The 20,311-nt window shown below is 55.2% G+C and carries 17 protein-coding genes; 8 read left to right on the forward strand and 9 right to left on the reverse strand.

Annotated features, from left to right (window positions below; all coding sequences use genetic code 11):
- Nucleotides 1-32: 32 nt before the first annotated feature.
- Nucleotides 33-1,214 (forward strand): PQQ-dependent sugar dehydrogenase, encoded by a 1,182-nt coding sequence (locus VF694_RS00455; protein ID WP_059317624.1) that lies wholly within the window; start codon nucleotides 33-35, stop codon nucleotides 1,212-1,214.
- Between the two features lie 185 nt (nucleotides 1,215-1,399).
- Here the strand turns inward: VF694_RS00455 and VF694_RS00460 are convergent, their stop codons facing one another.
- Nucleotides 1,400-1,825, reverse strand: a complete 426-nt coding sequence (locus VF694_RS00460) for a universal stress protein (RefSeq protein WP_003800016.1) — start codon at nucleotides 1,823-1,825, stop codon at nucleotides 1,400-1,402.
- A 245-nt stretch (nucleotides 1,826-2,070) separates the two neighbouring features.
- Here VF694_RS00460 and VF694_RS00465 point away from each other — a divergent pair, with 245 nt between their 5' ends.
- Complete coding sequence (locus VF694_RS00465) at nucleotides 2,071-2,406, forward strand: c-type cytochrome (RefSeq protein WP_003800014.1); 336 nt, start codon at nucleotides 2,071-2,073, stop codon at nucleotides 2,404-2,406.
- Nucleotides 2,407-2,496: 90 nt separating this feature from the next.
- On the opposite strand, the gene VF694_RS00470 is transcribed toward VF694_RS00465, so the two are convergent.
- From VF694_RS00470 to VF694_RS00480, 3 genes are all read right to left on the reverse strand, one after another.
- Nucleotides 2,497-3,723, reverse strand: coding sequence for a cyanate transporter (locus VF694_RS00470; protein ID WP_003800012.1), 1,227 nt, complete (start codon nucleotides 3,721-3,723; stop codon nucleotides 2,497-2,499).
- Nucleotides 3,724-3,772: 49 nt separating this feature from the next.
- Nucleotides 3,773-4,447 carry an ankyrin repeat domain-containing protein gene (locus VF694_RS00475; RefSeq protein WP_051010394.1) on the reverse strand — a complete coding sequence of 225 codons (675 nt, stop codon included), beginning with the start codon at nucleotides 4,445-4,447 and terminating at the stop codon, nucleotides 3,773-3,775.
- 100 nt (nucleotides 4,448-4,547) lie between these two features.
- Entirely contained in the window at nucleotides 4,548-5,501 is a 954-nt protein-coding gene (locus tag VF694_RS00480) for a LysR family transcriptional regulator (protein WP_003800007.1), read from the reverse strand.
- Between the two features lie 140 nt (nucleotides 5,502-5,641).
- Between VF694_RS00480 and VF694_RS00485 the strand changes: the two genes are divergently transcribed.
- Both VF694_RS00485 and VF694_RS00490 read left to right on the forward strand, forming a co-directional pair.
- Nucleotides 5,642-5,959: a DUF4148 domain-containing protein gene (locus VF694_RS00485; RefSeq protein ID WP_003800006.1), complete on the forward strand. Its 318-nt coding sequence runs from the start codon at nucleotides 5,642-5,644 to the stop codon at nucleotides 5,957-5,959.
- Nucleotides 5,960-6,096: 137 nt separating this feature from the next.
- Complete coding sequence (locus VF694_RS00490) at nucleotides 6,097-8,562, forward strand: heavy metal translocating P-type ATPase (RefSeq protein WP_039942981.1); 2,466 nt, start codon at nucleotides 6,097-6,099, stop codon at nucleotides 8,560-8,562.
- A gap of 155 nt (nucleotides 8,563-8,717) precedes the next feature.
- Here VF694_RS00490 and VF694_RS00495 read toward each other — a convergent pair whose 3' ends face one another.
- The gene (locus VF694_RS00495) at nucleotides 8,718-9,158 is read right to left on the reverse strand and encodes a YtoQ family protein (RefSeq protein ID WP_003800002.1); all 441 of its coding nucleotides are present in this window, start codon (nucleotides 9,156-9,158) and stop codon (nucleotides 8,718-8,720) included.
- A gap of 190 nt (nucleotides 9,159-9,348) precedes the next feature.
- Nucleotides 9,349-10,548, reverse strand: a complete 1,200-nt coding sequence (locus VF694_RS00500) for a tyrosine-type recombinase/integrase (RefSeq protein ID WP_039942979.1) — start codon at nucleotides 10,546-10,548, stop codon at nucleotides 9,349-9,351.
- A gap of 187 nt (nucleotides 10,549-10,735) precedes the next feature.
- Here VF694_RS00500 and VF694_RS00505 point away from each other — a divergent pair, with 187 nt between their 5' ends.
- The 4 genes from VF694_RS00505 to VF694_RS00520 all read left to right on the forward strand — a co-directional run bounded on the left by VF694_RS00505 (nucleotide 10,736) and on the right by VF694_RS00520 (nucleotide 15,926).
- Nucleotides 10,736-11,803 carry a DNA-binding protein gene (locus VF694_RS00505; protein WP_301605646.1) on the forward strand — a complete coding sequence of 356 codons (1,068 nt, stop codon included), beginning with the start codon at nucleotides 10,736-10,738 and terminating at the stop codon, nucleotides 11,801-11,803.
- 775 nt (nucleotides 11,804-12,578) lie between these two features.
- Entirely contained in the window at nucleotides 12,579-14,087 is a 1,509-nt protein-coding gene (locus VF694_RS00510) for a multicopper oxidase family protein (RefSeq protein WP_440163514.1), read from the forward strand.
- A gap of 156 nt (nucleotides 14,088-14,243) precedes the next feature.
- Nucleotides 14,244-15,446, forward strand: coding sequence for a formate-dependent phosphoribosylglycinamide formyltransferase (gene purT, locus VF694_RS00515; RefSeq protein WP_440163515.1), 1,203 nt, complete (start codon nucleotides 14,244-14,246; stop codon nucleotides 15,444-15,446).
- Between the two features lie 21 nt (nucleotides 15,447-15,467).
- Nucleotides 15,468-15,926, forward strand: coding sequence for a hypothetical protein (locus VF694_RS00520; RefSeq protein WP_440163516.1), 459 nt, complete (start codon nucleotides 15,468-15,470; stop codon nucleotides 15,924-15,926).
- Nucleotides 15,927-16,119: 193 nt separating this feature from the next.
- Here the strand turns inward: VF694_RS00520 and pap are convergent, their stop codons facing one another.
- From pap to VF694_RS00535, 3 genes are all read right to left on the reverse strand, one after another.
- Complete coding sequence (pap, locus tag VF694_RS00525) at nucleotides 16,120-17,649, reverse strand: polyphosphate:AMP phosphotransferase (RefSeq protein ID WP_440163517.1); 1,530 nt, start codon at nucleotides 17,647-17,649, stop codon at nucleotides 16,120-16,122.
- Nucleotides 17,650-18,240: 591 nt separating this feature from the next.
- Nucleotides 18,241-19,203, reverse strand: coding sequence for a DUF4892 domain-containing protein (locus VF694_RS00530; protein ID WP_440163518.1), 963 nt, complete (start codon nucleotides 19,201-19,203; stop codon nucleotides 18,241-18,243).
- 93 nt (nucleotides 19,204-19,296) lie between these two features.
- Nucleotides 19,297-19,725 carry a hypothetical protein gene (locus tag VF694_RS00535; protein WP_131070581.1) on the reverse strand — a complete coding sequence of 143 codons (429 nt, stop codon included), beginning with the start codon at nucleotides 19,723-19,725 and terminating at the stop codon, nucleotides 19,297-19,299.
- Between the last annotated feature and the right edge of the window lie 586 nt (nucleotides 19,726-20,311).

Consider the following 20,311-nt stretch of genomic DNA (forward strand, 5'->3'; position numbering starts at 1 on the left):
GTTGATCCCACCTGTCTGCCTTTCACTGCCTTATGCGTATAACGAAGAATTTCAGCTTGTCTTTGGCAATAGTTGCCACCACGCTGGGACTGCTAGCAGCCCTGGCCCCCCTAGCGGGCCGCGCACAATCTGACCCCGTTCCGGCAATCGAAGGGCCAGCCGTCTCGGTAGAGACAGTGGTCAGCGGACTGGAACACCCCTGGGGCATGGCTTTTTTGCCAAATGACGCAGGCATTCTGATTACGGAGCGTCCCGGTACACTGCGCGTCTGGACCAAGGAGAACGGCCTGTCCGCCCCTATCAGCGGCGTGCCTAAAGTCCACGCCCAAGGGCAGGGGGGGCTGCTGGATGTCGCCCTGGCACCAGATTTTTTTCGTAGCCGTCGCGTTTATCTGGCCTACGCCGAGCGTCGCGACAAACAGCACTCAGCCACCACCGTGGGTTTTGGGGTCCTGTCTTCCGACCTGACACGGCTGGACGCCTTTCGTCCCATATTCCGTCAAGAGCCCGCCCTGTCGACCGGGCAACACTACGGTGTGCGCATGGCTTTCGATCCGGGTGGTCGGGACTTGTATATCGCTTTGGGTGAGAACAATCAGCCTCCCACCGCCCAGCAACTGGATCACTTGCAGGGCAAGGTTGTTCGCATCCGCCCTGATGGCATGGTGCCAAGGGACAATCCTTTTCGTAGTCAGCGCGGCGCCAGAGGGGAAATCTGGAGTTATGGACACCGCAACCCCCAAGGCCTGGCCTGGAACCCCTGGACGAATGAATTGTGGGTGGCCGAACATGGTCCGCAAGGCGGGGATGAACTAAACGTCATTCAGGCCGGGGCAAATTATGGCTGGCCCTTGCGTACCGAAGGCCTGGGCTACGACGGAAAGCCTGTTCCAGGCGCCAGCGCGACCCCACTTGAAGGCTTTACCGAACCGTTGCACTATTGGTCTGTTTCACCGGCCATCAGCGGCATGGCTTTTTATGACAGGCAAGAGGTCCCGGGCTGGCAATACAGCCTGTTTGTGGGGGCCCTGAAAGAGCAGGCGCTGATTCGCCTGCAGTTTGACGAGGAAGACGGCTACCTTGTCGGTGAAGAACGACTGCTTGAAGATCTGCAGCAGCGCATCCGGGATGTTCGGATCGGACCAGACGGTGCAGTCTACGTGCTGACCGATGACCAGAACGGCCAGCTCCTGCGGATTCAAGCCAAGCCGTGAACCAGGCACGACACGGTTCCGCTGATCCGTGCCCGGAGCTCAGTAAAGGGGCCGCCCTGTTGGCGACAGAGGCACGCCGCATATTGTCGATGGCCTACATCCGTTCAAAAAACGCCAGCCCAGGCGGCGCCCAATAGAAAGGCCGTCTCAAGGACGGCCTTCACAAAGCAAACGCTCAGTTCAACTTATTTGATCAAGGTCACCGGCACTTTCACCAGGCTCAACACCTTGGTCGTGACCGAACCCAATACCAGGCCGGGCAGGGCGCTCAAGCCACGGGTACCCATGACGATATGGTCAATATTGTTATTGTCCACATACTCTTTGATGGTCTGGGCGGCGTTGCCGGCAATAATACTTTCCTTAACATTCAAGGGCGAATTGGCGAGCACGGCACGAGCGGGCAGCAAGGCATTGCTTCCTTCATCCTGGTAGTAGGCTTGCAACACGTCTTCCGAAAAAAATCGTTTGACGTTGCCAGAAACGATAGGGGTAGGAACGGCCAGCACGTGCAAAGTGGCTTCCGGCTTGCCCGTTAGTATGTCAACCGCTGTTTTCAGAGCGCGCGTGGAAGCATCAGATCCATCGACAGGAACGAGAACATTAAGCATGAAGACCTCTTGTGGTGTGTGAACTATTTAAATATGAAGCAATAACTTCTACTAGGACATTACAGAATAAGCGGACTGGCTCGCTTGATTCGCATCAAGCGCAACCGCTATTTGTAAAAGACGGTTCTATCATAACCGTATGATCACCCTATGAATGCCACCCTGTGCGTCTTATGCACGGAAAAAAGCGTAGAGGCATCATGCCCCCTTCCTTTCCAACTTCGTTTTACTCAGGAGAACCTCTTATGGCCTTCAAGCAGTGGCTGGTCTGTACGGCTTTACTAAGTACCGCGTTCAACGCCTCGGCGGCTGATGCTGGTTTGGAGGCAGTCAAAGACATACTGACAAGAAACGCCTGTCTGTCCTGTCATACCGTCGAGCGAAAGGTGGTGGGACCGGCCTACCGGGATATTGCAGCCAAGCGTAAAGACGATCCGGCCAACGCTGAAATACTTGTCCAACATATACGGCAAGGCAGCAAAGGGGTGTACGGCCCCTTGCCGATGCCGGCCAACCCGGTCATCTCGGATAAGGACATCCAAGCCGTGGTCGACTGGATCATGGCGGGTGCCCCCCAATAGCAGGAATCAAGGCCACTGCGCCCAGATACGGCCGTCTGTGAAGGGCCGTATGTTTTAGGCTGCGTGGCCCGGCTGATCGCTATGTCAGAGTCAGGACTGATGCCCCTGTTGCTTCATCTTCTCGGCATAGTGAGCCGGCTGAAAACGCCAGGCCATTACCGCCACCAACAAAGCCATGGCTGCATGCAGTATCCAACCGGTCTGAAAGCCATTGCTCAACTCGCGCAGCTGCACGCTGATCATAGGAAACAGAGCGGCGATCGGGAAACCCCCACCTTGCATTAACGCGCTTAAGGTACCGGCACGGGCAGCGTCGGGAAAATGATCCAGAGCCACCAGCAGCAGCAGGGAAAAGCAGCCCCCTAAACCAATACCGATCACAATCGCCCAGGTATACGGTGCCAGATCAGGAACAAAGGCAAAAGCCAGAAAGCCGGCCACCTGGCAAGCCAGCGCCAGCCATACCCACCGGCGCCGATCCTTGTTCCTGGCGGCCAGCGTAGGCAGGCCAAAGGCGGCAAAGGCCTGTGCAACCGAGAGCACCGCCACCAAGCTACCGCTGCTCTCTGCCGTCCAGCCCCGATCTTGATAAAAGGTGGCCAGCCAGGTCACCAAGGAGGCATAGCCGCCATTAATCAGACCAAAGCACACGATCAGCGTCCAGGTGCGGGGTCGGGCCAGCAAGGACAAGGAGGGGGGAGACAGCTGCGCGCCAGGAGCCTGCCGGGGCACGACTTTCCAGGCAATCCACAAAGCGACACTGATGGGCAGGGCCCAAAAGGCCAGGGCAATACGCCAGCTATCGGTCAGGGAACTTACCCAAGGGGTAATCTGCGCGCCCAGCGCACCGCCACCCATCAGGGTCGCTGAATACACCCCCGTTACCTGCGCAATATGACGCGGGAACTGCTCCTTGATCAGACCGGGCATCCCCGCCTGCAGCAAAGACACACCCAAACCACAAAGCAGTGCCGTTGCGATCAGGCTGGCACCATTGGGCACAAACCAGCGCAACGCGCAGCCCAGGCACAGCAACCACAAAGAGGTGATCAGGACATGGCGCAGGGCCAGAACCCGCCGCAGCGAGGGCATGCAAAACGCGCCCAGGCCCATCACCATCATAGGCAATAAGGTCAGCCATGCCAGACTGCTCAAGGGCATGTCCAATCCTTGGGCTACCTGACGGGCCAGGGTGCCACTGGAAGTAAAAAACGGGCGCAGGTTCAGGCCCACCAAAATGACGAAAGCCAGCCACAAACCGGGGCTGGCCTGTGCGCCCGTCGACGTGGCGGACGGGGCGGTCTGAAAAGAAGACATAAAATGCGTGTTGTGATTGGAAGAAAAATAAGCGGCAACTATGCCGAACTTAGGGTCTGGCGCCGGCCTGCTCCAAGATTTCGGCCATTTCGGTCTGGCTGCGCTGACGCGCCAGACTCAGGGGACGCACGCCCTGACGATCGGGCAGATTCACATCGGCCCCGGCCTGGATCAACAGTCGCAATACCTCTTGATGCGCCGGCCCTCCGTCAGAGAGCACAATGGCTTCATGCAAAGCTGTCCAGCCCAAATAATTGACATGATTCGGGTCCACACCAGCCTTGAGCAAAAGACGAACGACCTCTACATACCCATGCTCAGCCGCCGGAATCAGCGCCGTCCCCCCATAACGATTCACACTGCGCAAATCCGCCCCGTTTTCCAGGGTCATACGCAAAATCTCCAGCCGGCCTTGTGCACCAGCAAGCAGATAGGGGCTGTCATGGATAGCGTCGGCCTGATTCACATCGGCCCCCGCACGAATCAGTTGTCGGGCAATATCGATATGGTTTAACCATGTAGCGCGCAGCAAAGGGCTCTGCCCCTGATCGTCGGCAATGTTCACCGTCGTCCGCGCCCGCTTGTCCGATAGAATTTCGCGCACTTTGGCGCTGTCACCTTGCTCTACGGCTTCCAGCAAAACGGTTTGTGCCCCGACACTGCCACTGCCCAAGATCAGGCTCATCGCCAGCCCGGTCAGCAAGCTTTGCAATGTTCCTCTCATGCGTCCCCCTGTCATCACCGCAGTCCTCATGGACCAGAGGCCTATAAATAGCATAGTTAGACCATGGCCAACACCGATTCCAGGCTATAGCCCTTATTTTTTATGGATACGCCTGCCCGGCGGCCGCCACATCCAGCTCCGCGTGAGACATCAATCTGTCCAGCTCACTGCGCAAATAATTCAGAAACACCCGGGTTTTCTGAGGCATCAGACGCGACGGCAACAGGGCCAGAACAGGGAAGGGGGCAAACTCCCAATCGGGCAAGACACGCTCGAGCTGGGCACAATCGGGGTCAAGACGGCGCTCCAGCAAAGAAGAGGCGGTAATTCCCAAATCATGCACCGCCAGCTTGCGCATCATGATCGCGTTATTGACGGTAATCGAGCCGTCCACGATGGCGTCGTACCGTTCCTGATTGGGACCTCGCAAGGACCAGAGCCGATCTGGACCGGAAGGACGCGCACAGATGCAGGTGTGCCCTGTCAATTCCGAGGGATGCTTGGGGCGACCCTTGCGGTCCAGATAGTTGCGGGTGGCGTACAGACCCAGACGAATTTGCCCGAGCAATGTGGCCACGGCACTGGAGTCGGGCTGGGCACCCACCCGAATGACGCAATCGTAATTATCCGATTGCAAGTCAATGGGCCGGATGGTCAGATCAAACTCCAGTTCGATATCAGGATACTGCTGATTAAAGCCACGAATAATGGCCGGCATCAGCACAATGCTGAAACTGGCCGGCATGGAAACTCGCAAGCGTCCTTTAGGTGTTTGCGACACGTCCAGCAATTGCTCATGAGCCAGACGGGCTTGCTCGACGATCGCCAGACAACGCTCGAAATACACTTGCCCAGCCTCGGTGACATCTACATTGCGGGTGCTGCGTTTGAGCAAGGCCACACCCACTTCTTTTTCCAATTCACGAATACGACGTGACACGGTGGAGACAGGCATGCCCAGGGCCAGGGCAGCGCGGCTAAAGTGGCGGGCACGGGCCACTTCCACGAAAATCGCGATGTCGTTTAATAAGGGACCAGCGATAATGGTACTCATTTGAATTGTTCCATGAATGGAAATACGTTTGCAATATTAAGGGTTTTTACTAGGTTTAGAAAGGCTCATACTCCATCTAACGATTCGCATTGAAGACAAGGCGAACGACCGAAAAACACACCATAGACTTGGAGTAAATAATGAAAAATATCACACGTGCCACCGTTGCCAGCCTGATTCTGGGCGCCACTGCATTGAGCAGCACCGCCATGGCAGCCATCAATAACGACGCCACCGGCGAGAACCTGAATTACCCCACGATTCAGTCGAACGATGCCCCATTGAGCCGACAGCAAGTCGTGCAGGAATTGGCAGCAGCCCAGGAACAAGGCTTTATCAGCACAGGTTCCATGGTCGACTATCCCCGTATTGACACCCGCTCGCAGCTGAGCCGTGATCAGGTTAGCGCCGAAGCAAAAGACTGGAACAACAATAACGGCAGCTTCGTCGCTTATTGAGTGTGCTCAGCACTGAGCAGTCCTGACTTCCCCCTTAAAACGCCTCCACGGAGGCGTTTTTTTCGTAACGAGTTGACCTTACCATCGGGTCAAGCCCTAAAGTGACTTCATTCATGATTCATTGAAGGGTGATTTCGATGACAACAAGCGCTTCAAATAAGAACTCGCATCTGACATTGGATGTTGAAGGCATGACTTGCGCTTCCTGCGTGAGCCGAGTGGAAAAAATAATTGGCAAGGTCCCTGGCGTGCAGTCGGTTCAAGTGAACCTGGCCACCAACAAAGCCACCATCCAGTTTCAGGGCTCTGCCCCCACCGACGCTATTATGCAGGCAGTGGAAAAGGGTGGCTATCAAGTGACTCTCCAGGAGATGGTTCTGGACGTCCAGGACATGAGCTGCGCCTCCTGCGTAGGCCGGGTGGAAAAAGCTCTGTTGAAAGTGCCAGGCGTTCACAAAGCCTCGGTCAATCTGGCCACGGGCAAAGCCCATGTGCAGCTCGTCCAGGGCGTCAAGCCTGCCGAGCTGATTCAGGCGCTGGGCAAAGCCGGCTATCCCGCTCGTCTGGCTCAGGCTGCTGCCAGCAACGATCAGTTTGAGCGTGCCGAGCAAAGCTACGAGACCTTGCGCAAGCGCTTCTGGCTGGCCACGGTGCTGGCCTTGCCGGTCTTTATTTTAGAGATGGGCGGACATATGGTGCCCGCCTTTCATCATTGGGTTGCAGGCACGATCGGAACACAAAACAGCTGGCTGATCCAGTTTGTCCTCACCACGCTGGTTTTACTGTTTCCCGGTCGTGAGTTTTATACCAAAGGCATTCCTGTTTTGCTGCGAGGCAGCCCGGATATGAATTCGCTGGTGGCGGTTGGTACCTTGGCCGCGTACACATTCTCGCTGGTGGCCACCTTCGCACCACACTGGCTGCCTGCCGAGTCAGTCTATGTGTACTTTGAAGCTGCCGCCGTCATTGTGGCCTTGATCTTGTTAGGCCGCATGATGGAAGCGCGCGCCAAAGGTCGCACTTCCGAAGCCATTCAACGCTTGTTAAGCCTGCAGCCGCCAACAGCCCGAGTCCGTCGCCAGGGCCAAGAGCTGGAGTTGCCGCTGGCCGATCTGCTCACAGGCGATATTGTGCTGGTCAGACCCGGCGAGCGCATTCCCGTCGATGGTGACGTAGTCGCTGGCCAAAGCTATGTGGATGAATCCATGGTGACAGGAGAGCCCATAGCCGTATCCAAGTCTCAAGGCGACGCGCTCATCGGGGGAACCGTCAACCAAAAGGGCTCGCTGGAATTTAAGGCGACCGCCGTAGGCCAGGACACGGTACTCGCTAATATTGTGTCCATGGTTGAACAGGCTCAAGGCGCCAAACTGCCTATTCAAGCAGTGGTCGATAAAATCACCCTGTGGTTTGTCCCTGCTGTCATGGCGCTGGCAGTCTTGACGGCGATTGTCTGGCTGATTGTTGGTCCGTCGCCGGCCCTAAGCTTTGCGCTGGTCAACGCGGTTGCTGTGTTGATTATCGCGTGTCCTTGCGCGATGGGCCTGGCAACGCCCACCTCAATCATGGTGGGAACAGGACGTGCTGCGCAAGCCGGCGTGCTCTTTCGTAAAGGGGACTCGCTGCAAGCCTTGCGTGATGTGAAAGTGGTCGCCGTAGATAAAACCGGCACGCTAACCAAAGGCGCGCCTGAGCTGAGCAATTTTATTTGCGTCTCTGGAGAGGATGAGGCTCAGGCTCTGGCAGCCATTGCGGCCCTTGAGAATTACTCTGAACACCCAATTGCCCAGGCTATTGTCAGCGCCGCCCGAAGCAGACAACTGAGCCTTCCTGCAGCCGAACAATTTGAATCCCTGACCGGTCTAGGGGTGAGAGCTCAGATTGGTACTGATCAATGGCACGTCGGCGCCGACCGCTTGATGACGCAGCTGGGTGCTGACGTGTCCGACTTCAGCGAACAGGCTCAGATCCTGGCCCAAGAAGGTAAGACACCCATGTACGCGGCCCGCAACAAGCAGGTGATCGCGTTACTGGCTGTGGCAGATCCGATCAAGGAGACCACACCACGCGCGATTGAACAGTTACATGCCCGCGGCATCAAGGTGGTCATGATTACCGGCGACAACCGCCACACGGCCCATGCGATCGCCCGTCGTCTGAACATTGACGAGGTGGTCGCCGAAGTGATGCCAGACGGTAAAGTGCAGGCGGTTCAGACCTTGCGTCAAGCTCATCAGCACCTGGCCTATGTGGGCGATGGCATTAACGATGCTCCTGCCTTGGCCGCAGCCGACGTGGGAATTGCCATTGGCACCGGCACCGATATCGCCATTGAAGCGGCGGATGTGGTCTTGATGTCGGGCGATATGCAGGGCGTGGTCACCGCCATCTCCCTGTCTCACGCCACCATGCGTAATATTCGTCAGAACCTGTTCTGGGCATTTGCCTACAATGTCGCCCTGATTCCAGTCGCCGCCGGCGTTCTGTACCCCGTAAATGGCACTTTGCTCTCACCGATGTTCGCTGCGGGGGCCATGGCCCTGTCCAGTGTTTTTGTGGTCAGCAATGCCCTGCGTTTACGCCGGGTGAAACTGCAGGAATAACCGTTCAGGCCTCAGCGCCCCTGAGGCTCATGAACCCGTTGTCAGTAGAGCAGCGGGTTTTACTGCCTGCAAACCCGAAAAAATGCCGCCCGAGATGGGCGGCAGGACGATGACTCAGTGGTGCTGTCGATGACACACAATGAGCGGACCGAGCATCAGGCCTTCAGCGTGTAGCGCAAAATTTCGACCACTTGCTCAGGAGTACTTGCCCAGGCTTGTGCACTGGCATCCACCTCTTTCAAGGGGTGAATGATATCTTCGGCATGCAAGGTGACATAGGGCTTGCCCAAGGCGGCACAGAATCCAGCATCAAAAGCGGCATTCCACTGTTTGTATTTATCCCCAAAGCGCACCACCACCAAATCCGCCTGTTCAATCAAGGCTCGGGTACGGATGGCATTAATCTTGGAGGATTTGTGGTCACGCCAGAACCCTTCGCTGGCAGGGCCCAAGTGATCGCCCGCCGCATCGCTGGCATCGTGGTCCGTGACAGGGCTGGTAAAGAGGATATCCAGTCCAGCGGCGTTGGCTCCTTGAGCAATCTGCTCGCGCCAGTCGGTGTGAATTTCGCCGGACAGATACACGGTGTAAGTCATTACGCACTCCATAAAGAAAAGCCGGACGCCTTTTGTTCAGGCGCCCGGCGCATTCAAACCCGCTTAACAGTAGCACATTGAACGCCGCCCGGCAGCAGGCAAACACGATAGTGCTTATCCAGCATCGACACAGAAGCAAGCGCAAGGACCGACATAAGCGCAGCCATCGCTCCCGCTCTGAGCCAAGCCTTCAGTCCCAGCCCAGACGATGTGATTGCTCTAGCGCGCGGTGGCGTTGATCGTCATCCGCATGTAGATAGATATTGGTGGTGGCGATAGATTCGTGGCCCAGGGTGTCACGGATGATCCGTAAATCCACCCCCTGATCCGCCAAATGAGAGCCCGCCGAGTGGCGCAACCAGTGTGCCGAAGCCTGCTCAAGCACACGGGCCTGGGACTCCTGATCGGGGTACAAACTCCGTAAACGATCGGCACTGCCTTGAAAAACCTGTTTGACCAACACATGCGCCATCGCACGGCTCAAGTGTTTATCACTCGCCCCCGATGACATCAGCAAAGGATATGGCTCCAAGGCCTGGGGAGGCCCCTGCAAATCATGCGCTTGTCGATAACGCATCAACTCTTCATACAGCTCTTGCGTCAAGGGCACGCGCCGCCACTTGTCTCCCTTCCCATGAATCTGCAGCCACCACTGCGCGGATGACGGGGCATCTGGCCGCTGTTGAACATCAGCCATACGGGCCTGGATCAATTCAGAAATACGCAAGGCGCCGCCATACAAAATGGAAAAAAGCCAGCGCACGCGGGCTTTATGGCGATGTTCGCTGGGGGTGTCCTCGGGCAAGGATTGAATATAGTCCTGTACCCAACGCCACTGCTGCCGACTCAAATAGCGTTGCTGTGGCGCAGACGCTTTCTTCTGACGTCGGCCTTGACGAGACAGAGCCAGGGGATTTCCCGCCAGATAACCAGCCTGGACCAGCCAACTGAACAAGGAGTTCAGAATCAACAAAGCCTGATTGCGACTGCTTTCAGACAAGGGGCCTGCGAAGGGGCGCCAGGCTGCATGATGACGGGCAGGGCGCGCGCGACCTTGCGCCACCCAGCGATGAGCGGGCTGCGGATCTGCCAGAAACAGGCGATAGGCCAGAATGTCTTCCAGACTCAGAGAGGACAAATCCTTGCGACGCTCAAGTACCGCCCATAACAAAAGACGTTCGGCCTCTTTACGGTAGTTCGCGTAGGTGCGTGGGCTATCGATATAGCGCGCCAGCCAGGCTCGTAGCGCTTCGATATCGGTTTGAGCTTCAATCTGGGCCCGTCCACTCATAGAGCGGTTAACACCTTGCCGCCCGTCAAACCGAGCCAGTAGTTGCGCAATATCGTCCGAACCCAATTCGGTGGACGACGAGGAGGGGATTATTTCCATGCAAACAGGGAAAGAAGGAGAAAAAAGGGAGGTGGGCGCGGCCCAAGGCCGTATCGCAGCCGTCAAGGACCTAAGACACTTAATAATTTGACATTATAGAGATAATGTCAAATTTATAAATCAATTTACTTGATAATTTTATATATTACGTTGTATTATTAACCAAATAATTGATGAGAGTATGAAAATGGAGCCCAAGCAGCCTAATGAGTCGCAAATTCTGGCTGACGTCGCTGAATTACGGGATCGCTTCAGCCATACGCAGACCTTGTACAAAGAAGTGGCGGCATTGCTTTTTTTTCGCTATGGCGTCACACCCACCGCCAACAAGCTGTATCAGCTGGTCCGCAAGGGCAGCATGAGCGCACCCGCTCAGGCGCTACAGACGTTCTGGGAGGAGTTGCGCGACAAAAGCCGGGTTCGCCTGGACGTGGCCGATATGCCGGAAGAGTTGCAAACGCTGACGGGGGAACTGTTGGCTCGTATCTGGCAAGAGGCCTTGAGCCACTCAAAACAGCAGATGGAGCATTACCAAATCCAGGCTGACGAGCGGGTTGCCCAGGCCCAGGCACAGACTCGGCAAGCGCAAAGCGAACTGGAGGCAGGGCAGGGCGATCTGAAACGCGCCCAGGCACAGATAGCGCAGTATCACGACAATTTGCAAAGAGCAGGGCAGGAACAGGCGGCTTTGAAACAAGACTTGCTGCACGCAAACCAGCGTCAAAATGAGCTGGAAATCGAGAAACAAGGCCTGCAGCAAGAGCTTCGTCGTCAAAGCGAACAGTTCACCCTGGACCTGGAACGACTGCAAAAAGCCATTGAATTGACCGAGGAGCGGGCCCAGGCTAACGAACGCCGAGCCTTGTTGGAGATCGACAAGGAACGCTCGATTCAGACACGATTGCGTCAGCACATCGAAGAGGCCGAGCAAACGAATAAAGCTTTGCGTCAGGCTCACGAGCAAGAACTGAACCAGCAACAAGACCTCCTGCAAAAGCTGCGTCAGGAATTGGGACAGGAGCAGGGCGAACGCCGTGCCCTGCAAGCTGCTCTGGATATCAGCCATAGTCTGGCCAAAGAAATACAAGGACAGGTGCAGATGCTGCGCACTCGTACCGCCTTGCTAGAGCGCGAAAATGACGAGTTACGCAAGAAAGCCCAGTTGCTCAGCCAGGAACTGAAACAGGCACAGTCACAACCCGTCAGATCGCTGCGCTTGAAGCGGCGCCTGATCAAGAGTGATCCTGAAAAATAAATAGTCCTGGCTCCTTACGCAATGAACGCTAGAAAACAGATCGGATGGCGCTGTAACACCTGAGCAAGCCGAGGCAGGGCCTTGCCATCATGGCAGTCCCTTGAACGCTGTAGAATCTGGATCAATCCGCCGGGCGACCAGTCTTCGATCGCAGCAGCACGCGGTGTAACGGACTGTTTTAAGAGCAACGAGAGCCGCAAGGCCCATGCTAAGCTTTATCGCATGTTGCACACGCCCATTTCTCCTCGCAAAACCGTCGGCTGGCTCTTATTGACCGGCCTGCTGGTGCTGCTGTTGGGTATGGGTTTGAGTATTGGCCGAGACGCACAGGCAGCAAGGATTCACGATGCAGGGCATCCTGTTGCTCACGCGCAATCCTCCGTTTTGGGCCAATCACCTCATCGTGCCCCCCATCATTGCAACACCCCACTCAAAATAAGCTGCTGTGCCTGTCTGGCTAGTCAGGTGAGCTTGCCGGCCGCGACTGTAGCACAGGCAGCTTTTCCGCCAGCACCTTTGCATCAACACTATCTCTCGCGGCTGTTTGGCCCCGCACAACCGCCTCCACGCGCGTCCTGATCTCCTCCATTCCATTGCCGATCCGCACCTCCATGCTCTTTGCTAGGGAAAGGCGGACGGCCCATGAACAGTGATGATCTACTGGGGCAAACCCATGAAAAGACGCGATTTTTTTAAACTGAGCGTGACCGCAAGCCTGTTGGGCAGCTTGCCGTTACGGAGCTGGGCACAAAGCAGGATGGGGCATCACAACCCCATGTCACACGGGATGGCCGAACAGGGCGTGACCACCCGTACGGGCTTGATGCCTGTAGAGAAAATGCCAGCCGGCCAGGCCCTGCAGGCCTTGCCTGTGCTTCAAAACCGCAGCGATAAACCTGGTCTGTTTCAGGCCAACATTACCGCCGCCGCTCATCGACGAGTATTGGCGGATGGCCAAAACACAGAACTTTGGCTGTATAACGGGCAAATGCCAGGGCCCTTGATTGAACTGTATGAGGGCGATCAAGTAGAAATTGAATTTGAAAACCGTTTGGATCAGGCAACCACCCTGCATTGGCATGGCTTGCCAGTTCCCTCTGATCAGGACGGCAATCCTCAAGACACCGTTTTACCCGGACAACGGCGTCACTACCGTTTTACCTTGCCAGAGGGAAGTGCCGGAACCTATTGGTACCACCCACACCCACATGGCAAAAGCGGAGAGCAGGTCGCACACGGACTGGGCGGAACCATTATCGTACGCTCGCACGCTGACCCACTCAGAGATTTCGCGGAGCAACATTGGGCTATCAGCGACATACGACTGGACAACACGGGCCATATTCCGCCCAATACGGGCCTGGACTGGATGAACGGTAGGGAGGGGCAGTTTGTCTTACTGAATGGCCAGCGCCAGCCAGTGATACAAACCCGCTCCCGAGAGCGCATCCGCGTATGGAATACCTGCTCAGCCCGTTATTTGAACTTGCATATTCCCGGCGCTCGCCTGATTCAGGTGGGCACGGACGGCGGCCTGCTGGAGCAGCCCTTGGAGGCGGTCGACTCCATTCTCCTGGCACCAGCCGAACGGGTCGAGTTTTTCATTCAGACTGATCGAAATCTGGAGAGCACCCTGCAAGCCCTGTACTACGACAGACAAAAAATGATGGTCCAGGAGCAGCCCACAACATTGACCCTCGCACACCTGACAATACGCCAGGAGGAACTCGTCCTTCCACAGCAGTTACGGGCCATTCCCCTTGTGCCCGGTGCCTCCAACACCACGAAAGTGGTCTTTAGCGAATTGATGCCCATGGATCATGACATGCCCATGTCGTCAGAACACGGCTCAGGGGCGACATCGAACCAGCACCATCAGAACATGGGCGCAATGAATATCGCCAGCACCATGGACGGCAATGCCATGATGCCTGAAATGGCAGCTTTGCGTTCCATGTTCCGCATCAACGATCAGGTTTATGACATGAACCGCATAGACCTGCGCTGTCCGACCGGGCAATGGCAATACTGGGACGTGATCAACGACTCACACATGGACCATCCCTTCCATCTGCACGGGACCCAGTTTCAGGTCCTCGCCCGACAAACCGGGATGCAGTCGGTTCCAGAGGCGTTCCGCGCCTGGAAAGATACTGTCAATCTGCGTCCCAGAGAAACCGTGCGTCTGGCATTCCGACAGGAACTACCGGGCCTGCGAATGTTCCACTGCCACATCCTGGAGCATGAGGACCTGGGCATGATGGCTCAGTTAATGGTGGAATAGAGGCCGCGCATCCTGCGGTCTCGGTCAACAAAGTCCGCCTTGCCGGTGTGTGTGTGCCGGCAGGGCGGACAAAGCCGTCCCCCCTTTTAAAAAAGCAGGCACGGCCTGCATTACAATAGCGCTTTTGACTTTCTCATTTTCTGCGGAGCATGCACCATGAGCCTGTTGGGCACCCCCTTATCGTCGTCGTCGGACAAAATCATGCTCCTGGGCTCGGGAGAGCTGGGCAAAGAGGTGCTGATTGCGCTGCAACGTCTTGGGGTGGAAACCATCGCGGTCGACCGCTACGAGAATGCGCCGGGGCAACAGGTCGCCCATCACGCGCGCACGATCACCATGAGTGACCCCGACCAACTGCGCGCCCTGATCGAAAAAGAAAAGCCCACCTTAGTGGTACCGGAAATCGAGGCAATTGCCACGGGCGTGCTGGAAGAATTGGAAGCGCAAGGTCTGGTCCGTGTCATCCCTACCGCTCGTGCCGCCAGACTCACCATGGATCGCGAAGGTATTCGTCGTCTTGCCGCGGAAACTCTGGGTGTGCCCACCAGCCCCTATCAGTTCTGTGAATCACTGCAAGAACTCCAAGCGGCCATTGACAGCAAAATCGGCTACCCCTGCGTAGTCAAACCGTTGATGAGTAGTTCAGGCAAAGGCCAAAGCAAAATCAGCGGCCCCGAGGACGTTGCCCAAGCCTGGGACTACGCGATGGCTGGTGGCCGCGTCAGCCAGTGCCGCGTCATCGTGGAGGGCTTCATCGATTTTGATTACGAAATTACCTTGCTGACCGTGCGCGCTGTCGGCGCCGATGGTCAGATTGAAACCCAGTTCTGCGATCCCATCGGTCACCAACAAGTGGATGGCGATTACGTGGAAAGCTGGCAGCCGCAGCCCATGAGTCCCCAAGCGTTGCAAAGCGCGCGCGAGATTGCCCAGGCGCTCACTCAGAACCTGGGCGGTCAAGGTCTGTTTGGTGTCGAGCTTTTCGTCAAAGGCGATCAGGTCTGGTTCAGCGAAGTCAGCCCGCGTCCCCACGACACCGGCATGGTGACCATGGGAACTCAATGGCAGTCGGAGTTTGAGCTGCACGCACGTGCCATTCTGGGCCTGCCTGTCAACACCGCCTTGCGTATGCCCGGTGCCAGCGCAGTGATTTACGGAGGGGTAGACGCCAAAGAGGTCGATTTCCTGAACGTAGCTCAGGCGTTGCGCATTCCGCAAACCGATATCCGCTTGTTCGGCAAACCCGAAAGCTTCGAGAAACGACGCATGGGTGTCGCTCTGGCGGCACATGACGACCTGGAAACTGCTCGTGAAAATGCGCGTCAGGCGGCGGCCACGGTGACCGTTCAAGCCCGCTAAGTCCAAAGACCGGTCGTCGCCATGCCCATTATCGTCGTCCTGCTGCTAATCGGCATTCTTGCGGGGCTGGTGCAGGGCGGCGTGCAGCTTTTCAATCGGGTGAACGCCAGCGCGGGTGTAATGGCCGCTATCTTCAGTCTACTGGTGGCGGTGGCCATACTGCTGACACCATTCATCCTCTGGCGTCGTCATCACCTGGCTATTCACGGAAAAAAACAGCATGGCCAACGCATTGTGGAGCTGGCATTCGCTGATGGTTCCTTACGACTGGATGCCCTGCAAAAGCGGGGCCATATTCAGACCGGGCAGGGGAGCCGCGCCTTTATTTTTGCGGATATTGACACCATTGAAGTGCAGGACAGGGGCTTGACGCTGCTACTGCGCAACCCCGTACAGCCTTGGCATATCCGTCCCACCAATGCCGCCGATCTCCGAAGTTGGCACAAGATACTTCGTCTTGCCGCCAGCCAGGATCTCTAAGCGGCGTCCGCACTGCGGGACCAGGCCAAACAGCGCTAAATGAACGCGGTGCTGACGAGCCTGTGAGCGTAGCGTCAAGACACATCATCACGATCCGGTGTGCGTGTTCCCATGGCCGCCCACCATTCCCACACAAATTCGCCCCAAATGCAGGATGACTGCATTTGGGGCGGATCATTAGCAGCCCGCTGTTTTATACCTGCTCACTGACCTGATCGGCCAAAGCCGGCTCATTCAGGCTGATCATATGTTCGTCCAAAGATTCCAGAGTCTCGACCACGGTGCGCAATACCTGGATGCGAGCGGCTTTTTTATCTTTACTGGGCACAATATGCCAAGGCGCCATATGAGTGTCAGTCTGAGCAAACATATCTTCAGCCGCCCGTTGATAAGCCGCCCAGTTTTCCCGATTGCGCCAATCTTCTGGCGTGATCTTGTAATTCTTGAAGGGCGTTTGCTCACGGGCCTTGAAACGCTTAAGTTGCTCATCTTTATCAATATCCAACCAAAACTTGATCACGGCCGTGCCATTGGCAAGCAATTGCGCCTCAAATTCGTTTATTTCTTCATAAGAGCGTTGCCAGGCGGCCCGGGAAATCAGCTTTTCCACCCGTTCCACCAGAACTCGGCCATACCAAGAGCGATCAAAAATCGCGACCTCGCCCAGCCGCGGCAACTTACGCCAGAAGCGCCATAAATATGGCCGTGCCCGTTCCACCGCATTGGGAGCGGAAATAGGATGAATATCGTAAATGCGAACATCCAGCGCTTCGGTCAGACGACGAATCGTGCCGCCTTTGCCAGCGGCATCGCGCCCTTCAAACACCAGTACCAGAGAATGATTACGAAACGCCTTGCTGCGTACCGCGGTCGACAGACGCCCCTGCCAATGCAGGAGTTCCGTGTCGTAATCGAGCACAGGCTTTACAGGGGGAGGGGACAGCAAGGAAGCGGCCGGAACATTCAAGCGAAACGGGAAGGCATGCGGCTCTCTGACCTGACGCGGGACAATAGGCTTGTCCATCGCTTGCAATACCACTTTTGCCAAGGACACATCACGCAGATTCTTGTCCGCACTGGGGATGACCACCCAAGGCGCATAGTTACGATGAGTCAGATTGATGGTCTGCGTGGCGGCGTTACGCAAGGTCTTGAATTGTTTGTGAACTTTCAGGTCAGCCTTGCTAACGCGCCATGCCGTATTGGGGTCAGCCATCAGCATGGCACAACGATCCAGCTGCGCCTGGGCAGACAGGTGGAACCACAACTTGAGCACCTGCACACCCTGATAGGCCAATTGCGCCTCAAACCGGTTAATCAAGTGGGTATATAACGCAATCCTGGCCGGATCGGGCGTTTTACGCGCCAGCTCTTTCATCAGGGGTGCATACCAGGAGCCAAACACCAGTCCGGTCTGACCCCGTGCCGGCAAGCGATTCCAATAACGCCACATAAGGGGACGCATGGCTTCTTCTTCACTGAGTTTGCCGAACGCCAAGGTATGCACATGACGCGGGTCCAACCAGGTGTTCAGGGTGTTGATGGCAGATCCTTTCCCCACACCGTCCATGCCGGCCACCACAATCAGCAAGGTTTGATCGGCTTTTTCCAGCCGTTCGTACTGTTTGAGCAACAAGGCTTCGCGCAGTGTTTCGATCTGCGCCTTGGCCAACTCATCACTTAAGCTGGGGTCGCGTTCAGCAAACTGTAGTACATGGCCCATCGTGTTTTTGCTCCGTTTTACTTAGCAATCCACTATAACCACGCCAGGGAAAACTTAACTACCTTGGGCGTAAAAATAATCGGCGAAAGATAAACGGAGGGGAGACCGAAACGGAACTGCGCCTCAACCAGAAACATTGATCGATTCGCGACTTTACATAATATACATTATGCGATAATTGCCAGCGAACTAAACAAGAGGTCTTTATTTGTCCCACACAGCAATCTCGCGGGACCTTCAAGCAACTGATTTTCAAGCAAAAAAGCATTCAATACAGTCAAAATCCGGCCGCCTGTCGTTGCTTCGGTGCACCGGCCACCTGCACCCATAAGGTCTACACCCAATCCTGGGCAATGCGCGCTTTCAGTTCCCTTAAATCGGATTGATTGCCCCTAGGGCTGGGCTCGATGTGTTTTGTGGCATGAGTGTAGCCACCACAAGCACGCCCAAGCACAGCCGCTCAAGATCAACCCGCCACAGATACAGAGCGGTGTAGGACGACGGAACGAACGCAAGCCCTATCCCTGATCGCCCGAGCCCGCAGCCAGCACACTGGTTCTGGTCATCTCGTTGCTTGCGCCTGAGATAGTGTTACTGCACTACCAACTCAACTCGTCTATTGCGCGCGCGCCCTTTTTCGTCTGCATTGCTTGCTACCGGAGAAAAAGACGCGACCCCTTTAGCCAGCAAGTTTTCCGCCTTAACACCATATGAAGTATGTAAAGCCTGAACAACTGCCTGAGCTCTACTCTGCGACAAGGTCAGATTGGCCTCAAGCGAACCTTGATTATCCGTATGGCCCACCACATATACTTTTAGGTCTGGATGGCTAGAGAGCAATTTAGCCATTTCTGATAAGGCCGTATCCGATTCTGGTTTTATCTCTGCTTTAGCACTATCGAAGTAAATGCCTGGAACCGTGACATACCCTTGGCGTTCGAGTGATTGTTGCAACTCGTCCGCTTGTAGCACTTTAATTTGATCCAGTTCCAATTGGGCACCTTCTACGATTTCCTGATAGAGATAGGTCCTGTTATTGGACGTATCATCCACCACATGCAGAAAAACGTGGACCTCTCCTGCCTCATCACTACGACGGGTGAGCAAAACACGCTCACTTGAACTACCAAAGACCGCATCGCCAAATGCAGTAGGTCGAACGCGTCCTTCAAGGGAAATAAAGGGCATCATATCCGGACCACAGGTCTCTGGGCCATGGCAGGCAAACAGCGTTTCAAACCCGCCTTGCTGCAGCGCTTTCTCGTAATTTCGCAGAACCTCCAATGCTGAATGCTCACCCGGAATCCGGTAAGCGATGCGAGTGACCTTGCCCTCCAATTCAAGCAATTGCCCCGGTGCTTTCTTGTCCTTAATGATTCCCGCAGGCAACACGGCGGCATCGTAGTTTTTTCTCAAATAGTTGCGAATCTCTGCCCCTGGGAATCGACTCAAAAGCGGATGATCGCTAGAACCTTTGACGTCAGCAGCAAAAACAGCTGGTGTATCCACTATCAGCAACACCAGAAACACGAAAGATAAAATTGTCTTTAACATATATTTTAATTATAAAAATAAACCGCTATTTATTACTATTTACATTCTGATTTTTTGATTCTTGATTTCTATGATCATTAATATTTTTTGTTGTTATAGGTTCCGCAATGCACTACGGACTTCTCCACATTTTGCGGGATTGGTGAGTTCAAAATCCGTCACCAAACGCGTCTTTGGATCGTAGGACATCGTTAGCTGACAGGGACGGAGTATGTCTCTGTCCTCATAAATAATACCTGTCGTCATTCCTGGTCGATCCAAGTTATGGTATGCGTAAGTATCTGCCTCCACGGTGACTCGTTGGTAGTAGGAAAGATTCCACTTATAGGCAGGCTCTCCATTCAAAACGGTTTCAACTTCCCCGCTACGACCAAAAGCATCACGATATTTTTCTATGCTCTCCCCCCTTACCATCGGTTTTTCTATAAGCTGAATACCTAACGCGGAGCCTATTTCAGCAGCACAGCCACCAAGACTTATCAGGGTTAAAAACGAAATAATTAATTTTATGATGTGTGTCATTTTATATAAAAAGATACAAATTGTATTAAACGATCAGCTCGGAATAATTCCAAAAGCCACGTGTTTTTAACACACATTCTGCAAGCTCAGGCTTAAAATTTTTCTCTTTTCCAAAGCATGCTCGATAAAAACAATTCAAAGAGAATCTGCACTCTTTTTCACTCATAGCCATGTTGCAAGGCTATGACGGAACGCCTGGCTAAGCACTCAACGACTCAGCCCATATCCATTAAGCCTCCACAATCGCCATAGTCGTTTTAATACGCAACTGTGTACGGCAAGCCCCTTCTTTTAAACGCAAGGTCAAAAGTATCTGGGTTGTTTGCCTTCTAGAGGGAAGCGGACACCCACTGCATACGGCGTGTAGTGATTTGCTCGTAACTAGCATTGAACAATCCCACATGGAGGGAACGGTCTGTGCCCAGTACAGAGAGAAACAATGACTTCCGGTGCCCCAGCCGTTCTGAGTACACGTCAAATCCCGACAAGGAAAGCACCATAAGGTTGGGGCACAGACCCAAGCCGACAAGGGCAACCGCCCTGAGCCTTGCGTGCAAAGCGCAAGACCAGCCATGCGCGACAGTTC

The organism is Alcaligenes sp. Lyrl_28 (assembly GCF_051948705.1).
GTDB lineage: Bacteria > Pseudomonadota > Gammaproteobacteria > Burkholderiales > Burkholderiaceae_B > Alcaligenes > Alcaligenes ammonioxydans.

Bases quoted from the DNA above. Each gene is read 5' to 3' on its own strand.
- VF694_RS00455 (WP_059317624.1), top strand. From the start codon at position 33: ATGCGTATAACGAAGAATTTCAGCTTGTCTTTGGCAATAGTTGCCACC.
- VF694_RS00460 (WP_003800016.1), bottom strand. From the start codon at position 1,825: ATGCTTAATGTTCTCGTTCCTGTCGATGGATCTGATGCTTCCACGCGC.
- VF694_RS00465 (WP_003800014.1), top strand. From the start codon at position 2,071: ATGGCCTTCAAGCAGTGGCTGGTCTGTACGGCTTTACTAAGTACCGCG.
- VF694_RS00470 (WP_003800012.1), bottom strand. From the start codon at position 3,723: ATGTCTTCTTTTCAGACCGCCCCGTCCGCCACGTCGACGGGCGCACAG.
- VF694_RS00475 (WP_051010394.1), bottom strand. From the start codon at position 4,447: ATGAGAGGAACATTGCAAAGCTTGCTGACCGGGCTGGCGATGAGCCTG.
- VF694_RS00480 (WP_003800007.1), bottom strand. From the start codon at position 5,501: ATGAGTACCATTATCGCTGGTCCCTTATTAAACGACATCGCGATTTTC.
- VF694_RS00485 (WP_003800006.1), top strand. From the start codon at position 5,642: ATGAAAAATATCACACGTGCCACCGTTGCCAGCCTGATTCTGGGCGCC.
- VF694_RS00490 (WP_039942981.1), top strand. From the start codon at position 6,097: ATGACAACAAGCGCTTCAAATAAGAACTCGCATCTGACATTGGATGTT.
- VF694_RS00495 (WP_003800002.1), bottom strand. From the start codon at position 9,158: ATGACTTACACCGTGTATCTGTCCGGCGAAATTCACACCGACTGGCGC.
- VF694_RS00500 (WP_039942979.1), bottom strand. From the start codon at position 10,548: ATGGAAATAATCCCCTCCTCGTCGTCCACCGAATTGGGTTCGGACGAT.
- VF694_RS00505 (WP_301605646.1), top strand. From the start codon at position 10,736: ATGGAGCCCAAGCAGCCTAATGAGTCGCAAATTCTGGCTGACGTCGCT.
- VF694_RS00510 (WP_440163514.1), top strand. From the start codon at position 12,579: ATGTCACACGGGATGGCCGAACAGGGCGTGACCACCCGTACGGGCTTG.
- purT (WP_440163515.1), top strand. From the start codon at position 14,244: ATGAGCCTGTTGGGCACCCCCTTATCGTCGTCGTCGGACAAAATCATG.
- VF694_RS00520 (WP_440163516.1), top strand. From the start codon at position 15,468: ATGCCCATTATCGTCGTCCTGCTGCTAATCGGCATTCTTGCGGGGCTG.
- pap (WP_440163517.1), bottom strand. From the start codon at position 17,649: ATGGGCCATGTACTACAGTTTGCTGAACGCGACCCCAGCTTAAGTGAT.
- VF694_RS00530 (WP_440163518.1), bottom strand. From the start codon at position 19,203: ATGTTAAAGACAATTTTATCTTTCGTGTTTCTGGTGTTGCTGATAGTG.
- VF694_RS00535 (WP_131070581.1), bottom strand. From the start codon at position 19,725: ATGACACACATCATAAAATTAATTATTTCGTTTTTAACCCTGATAAGT.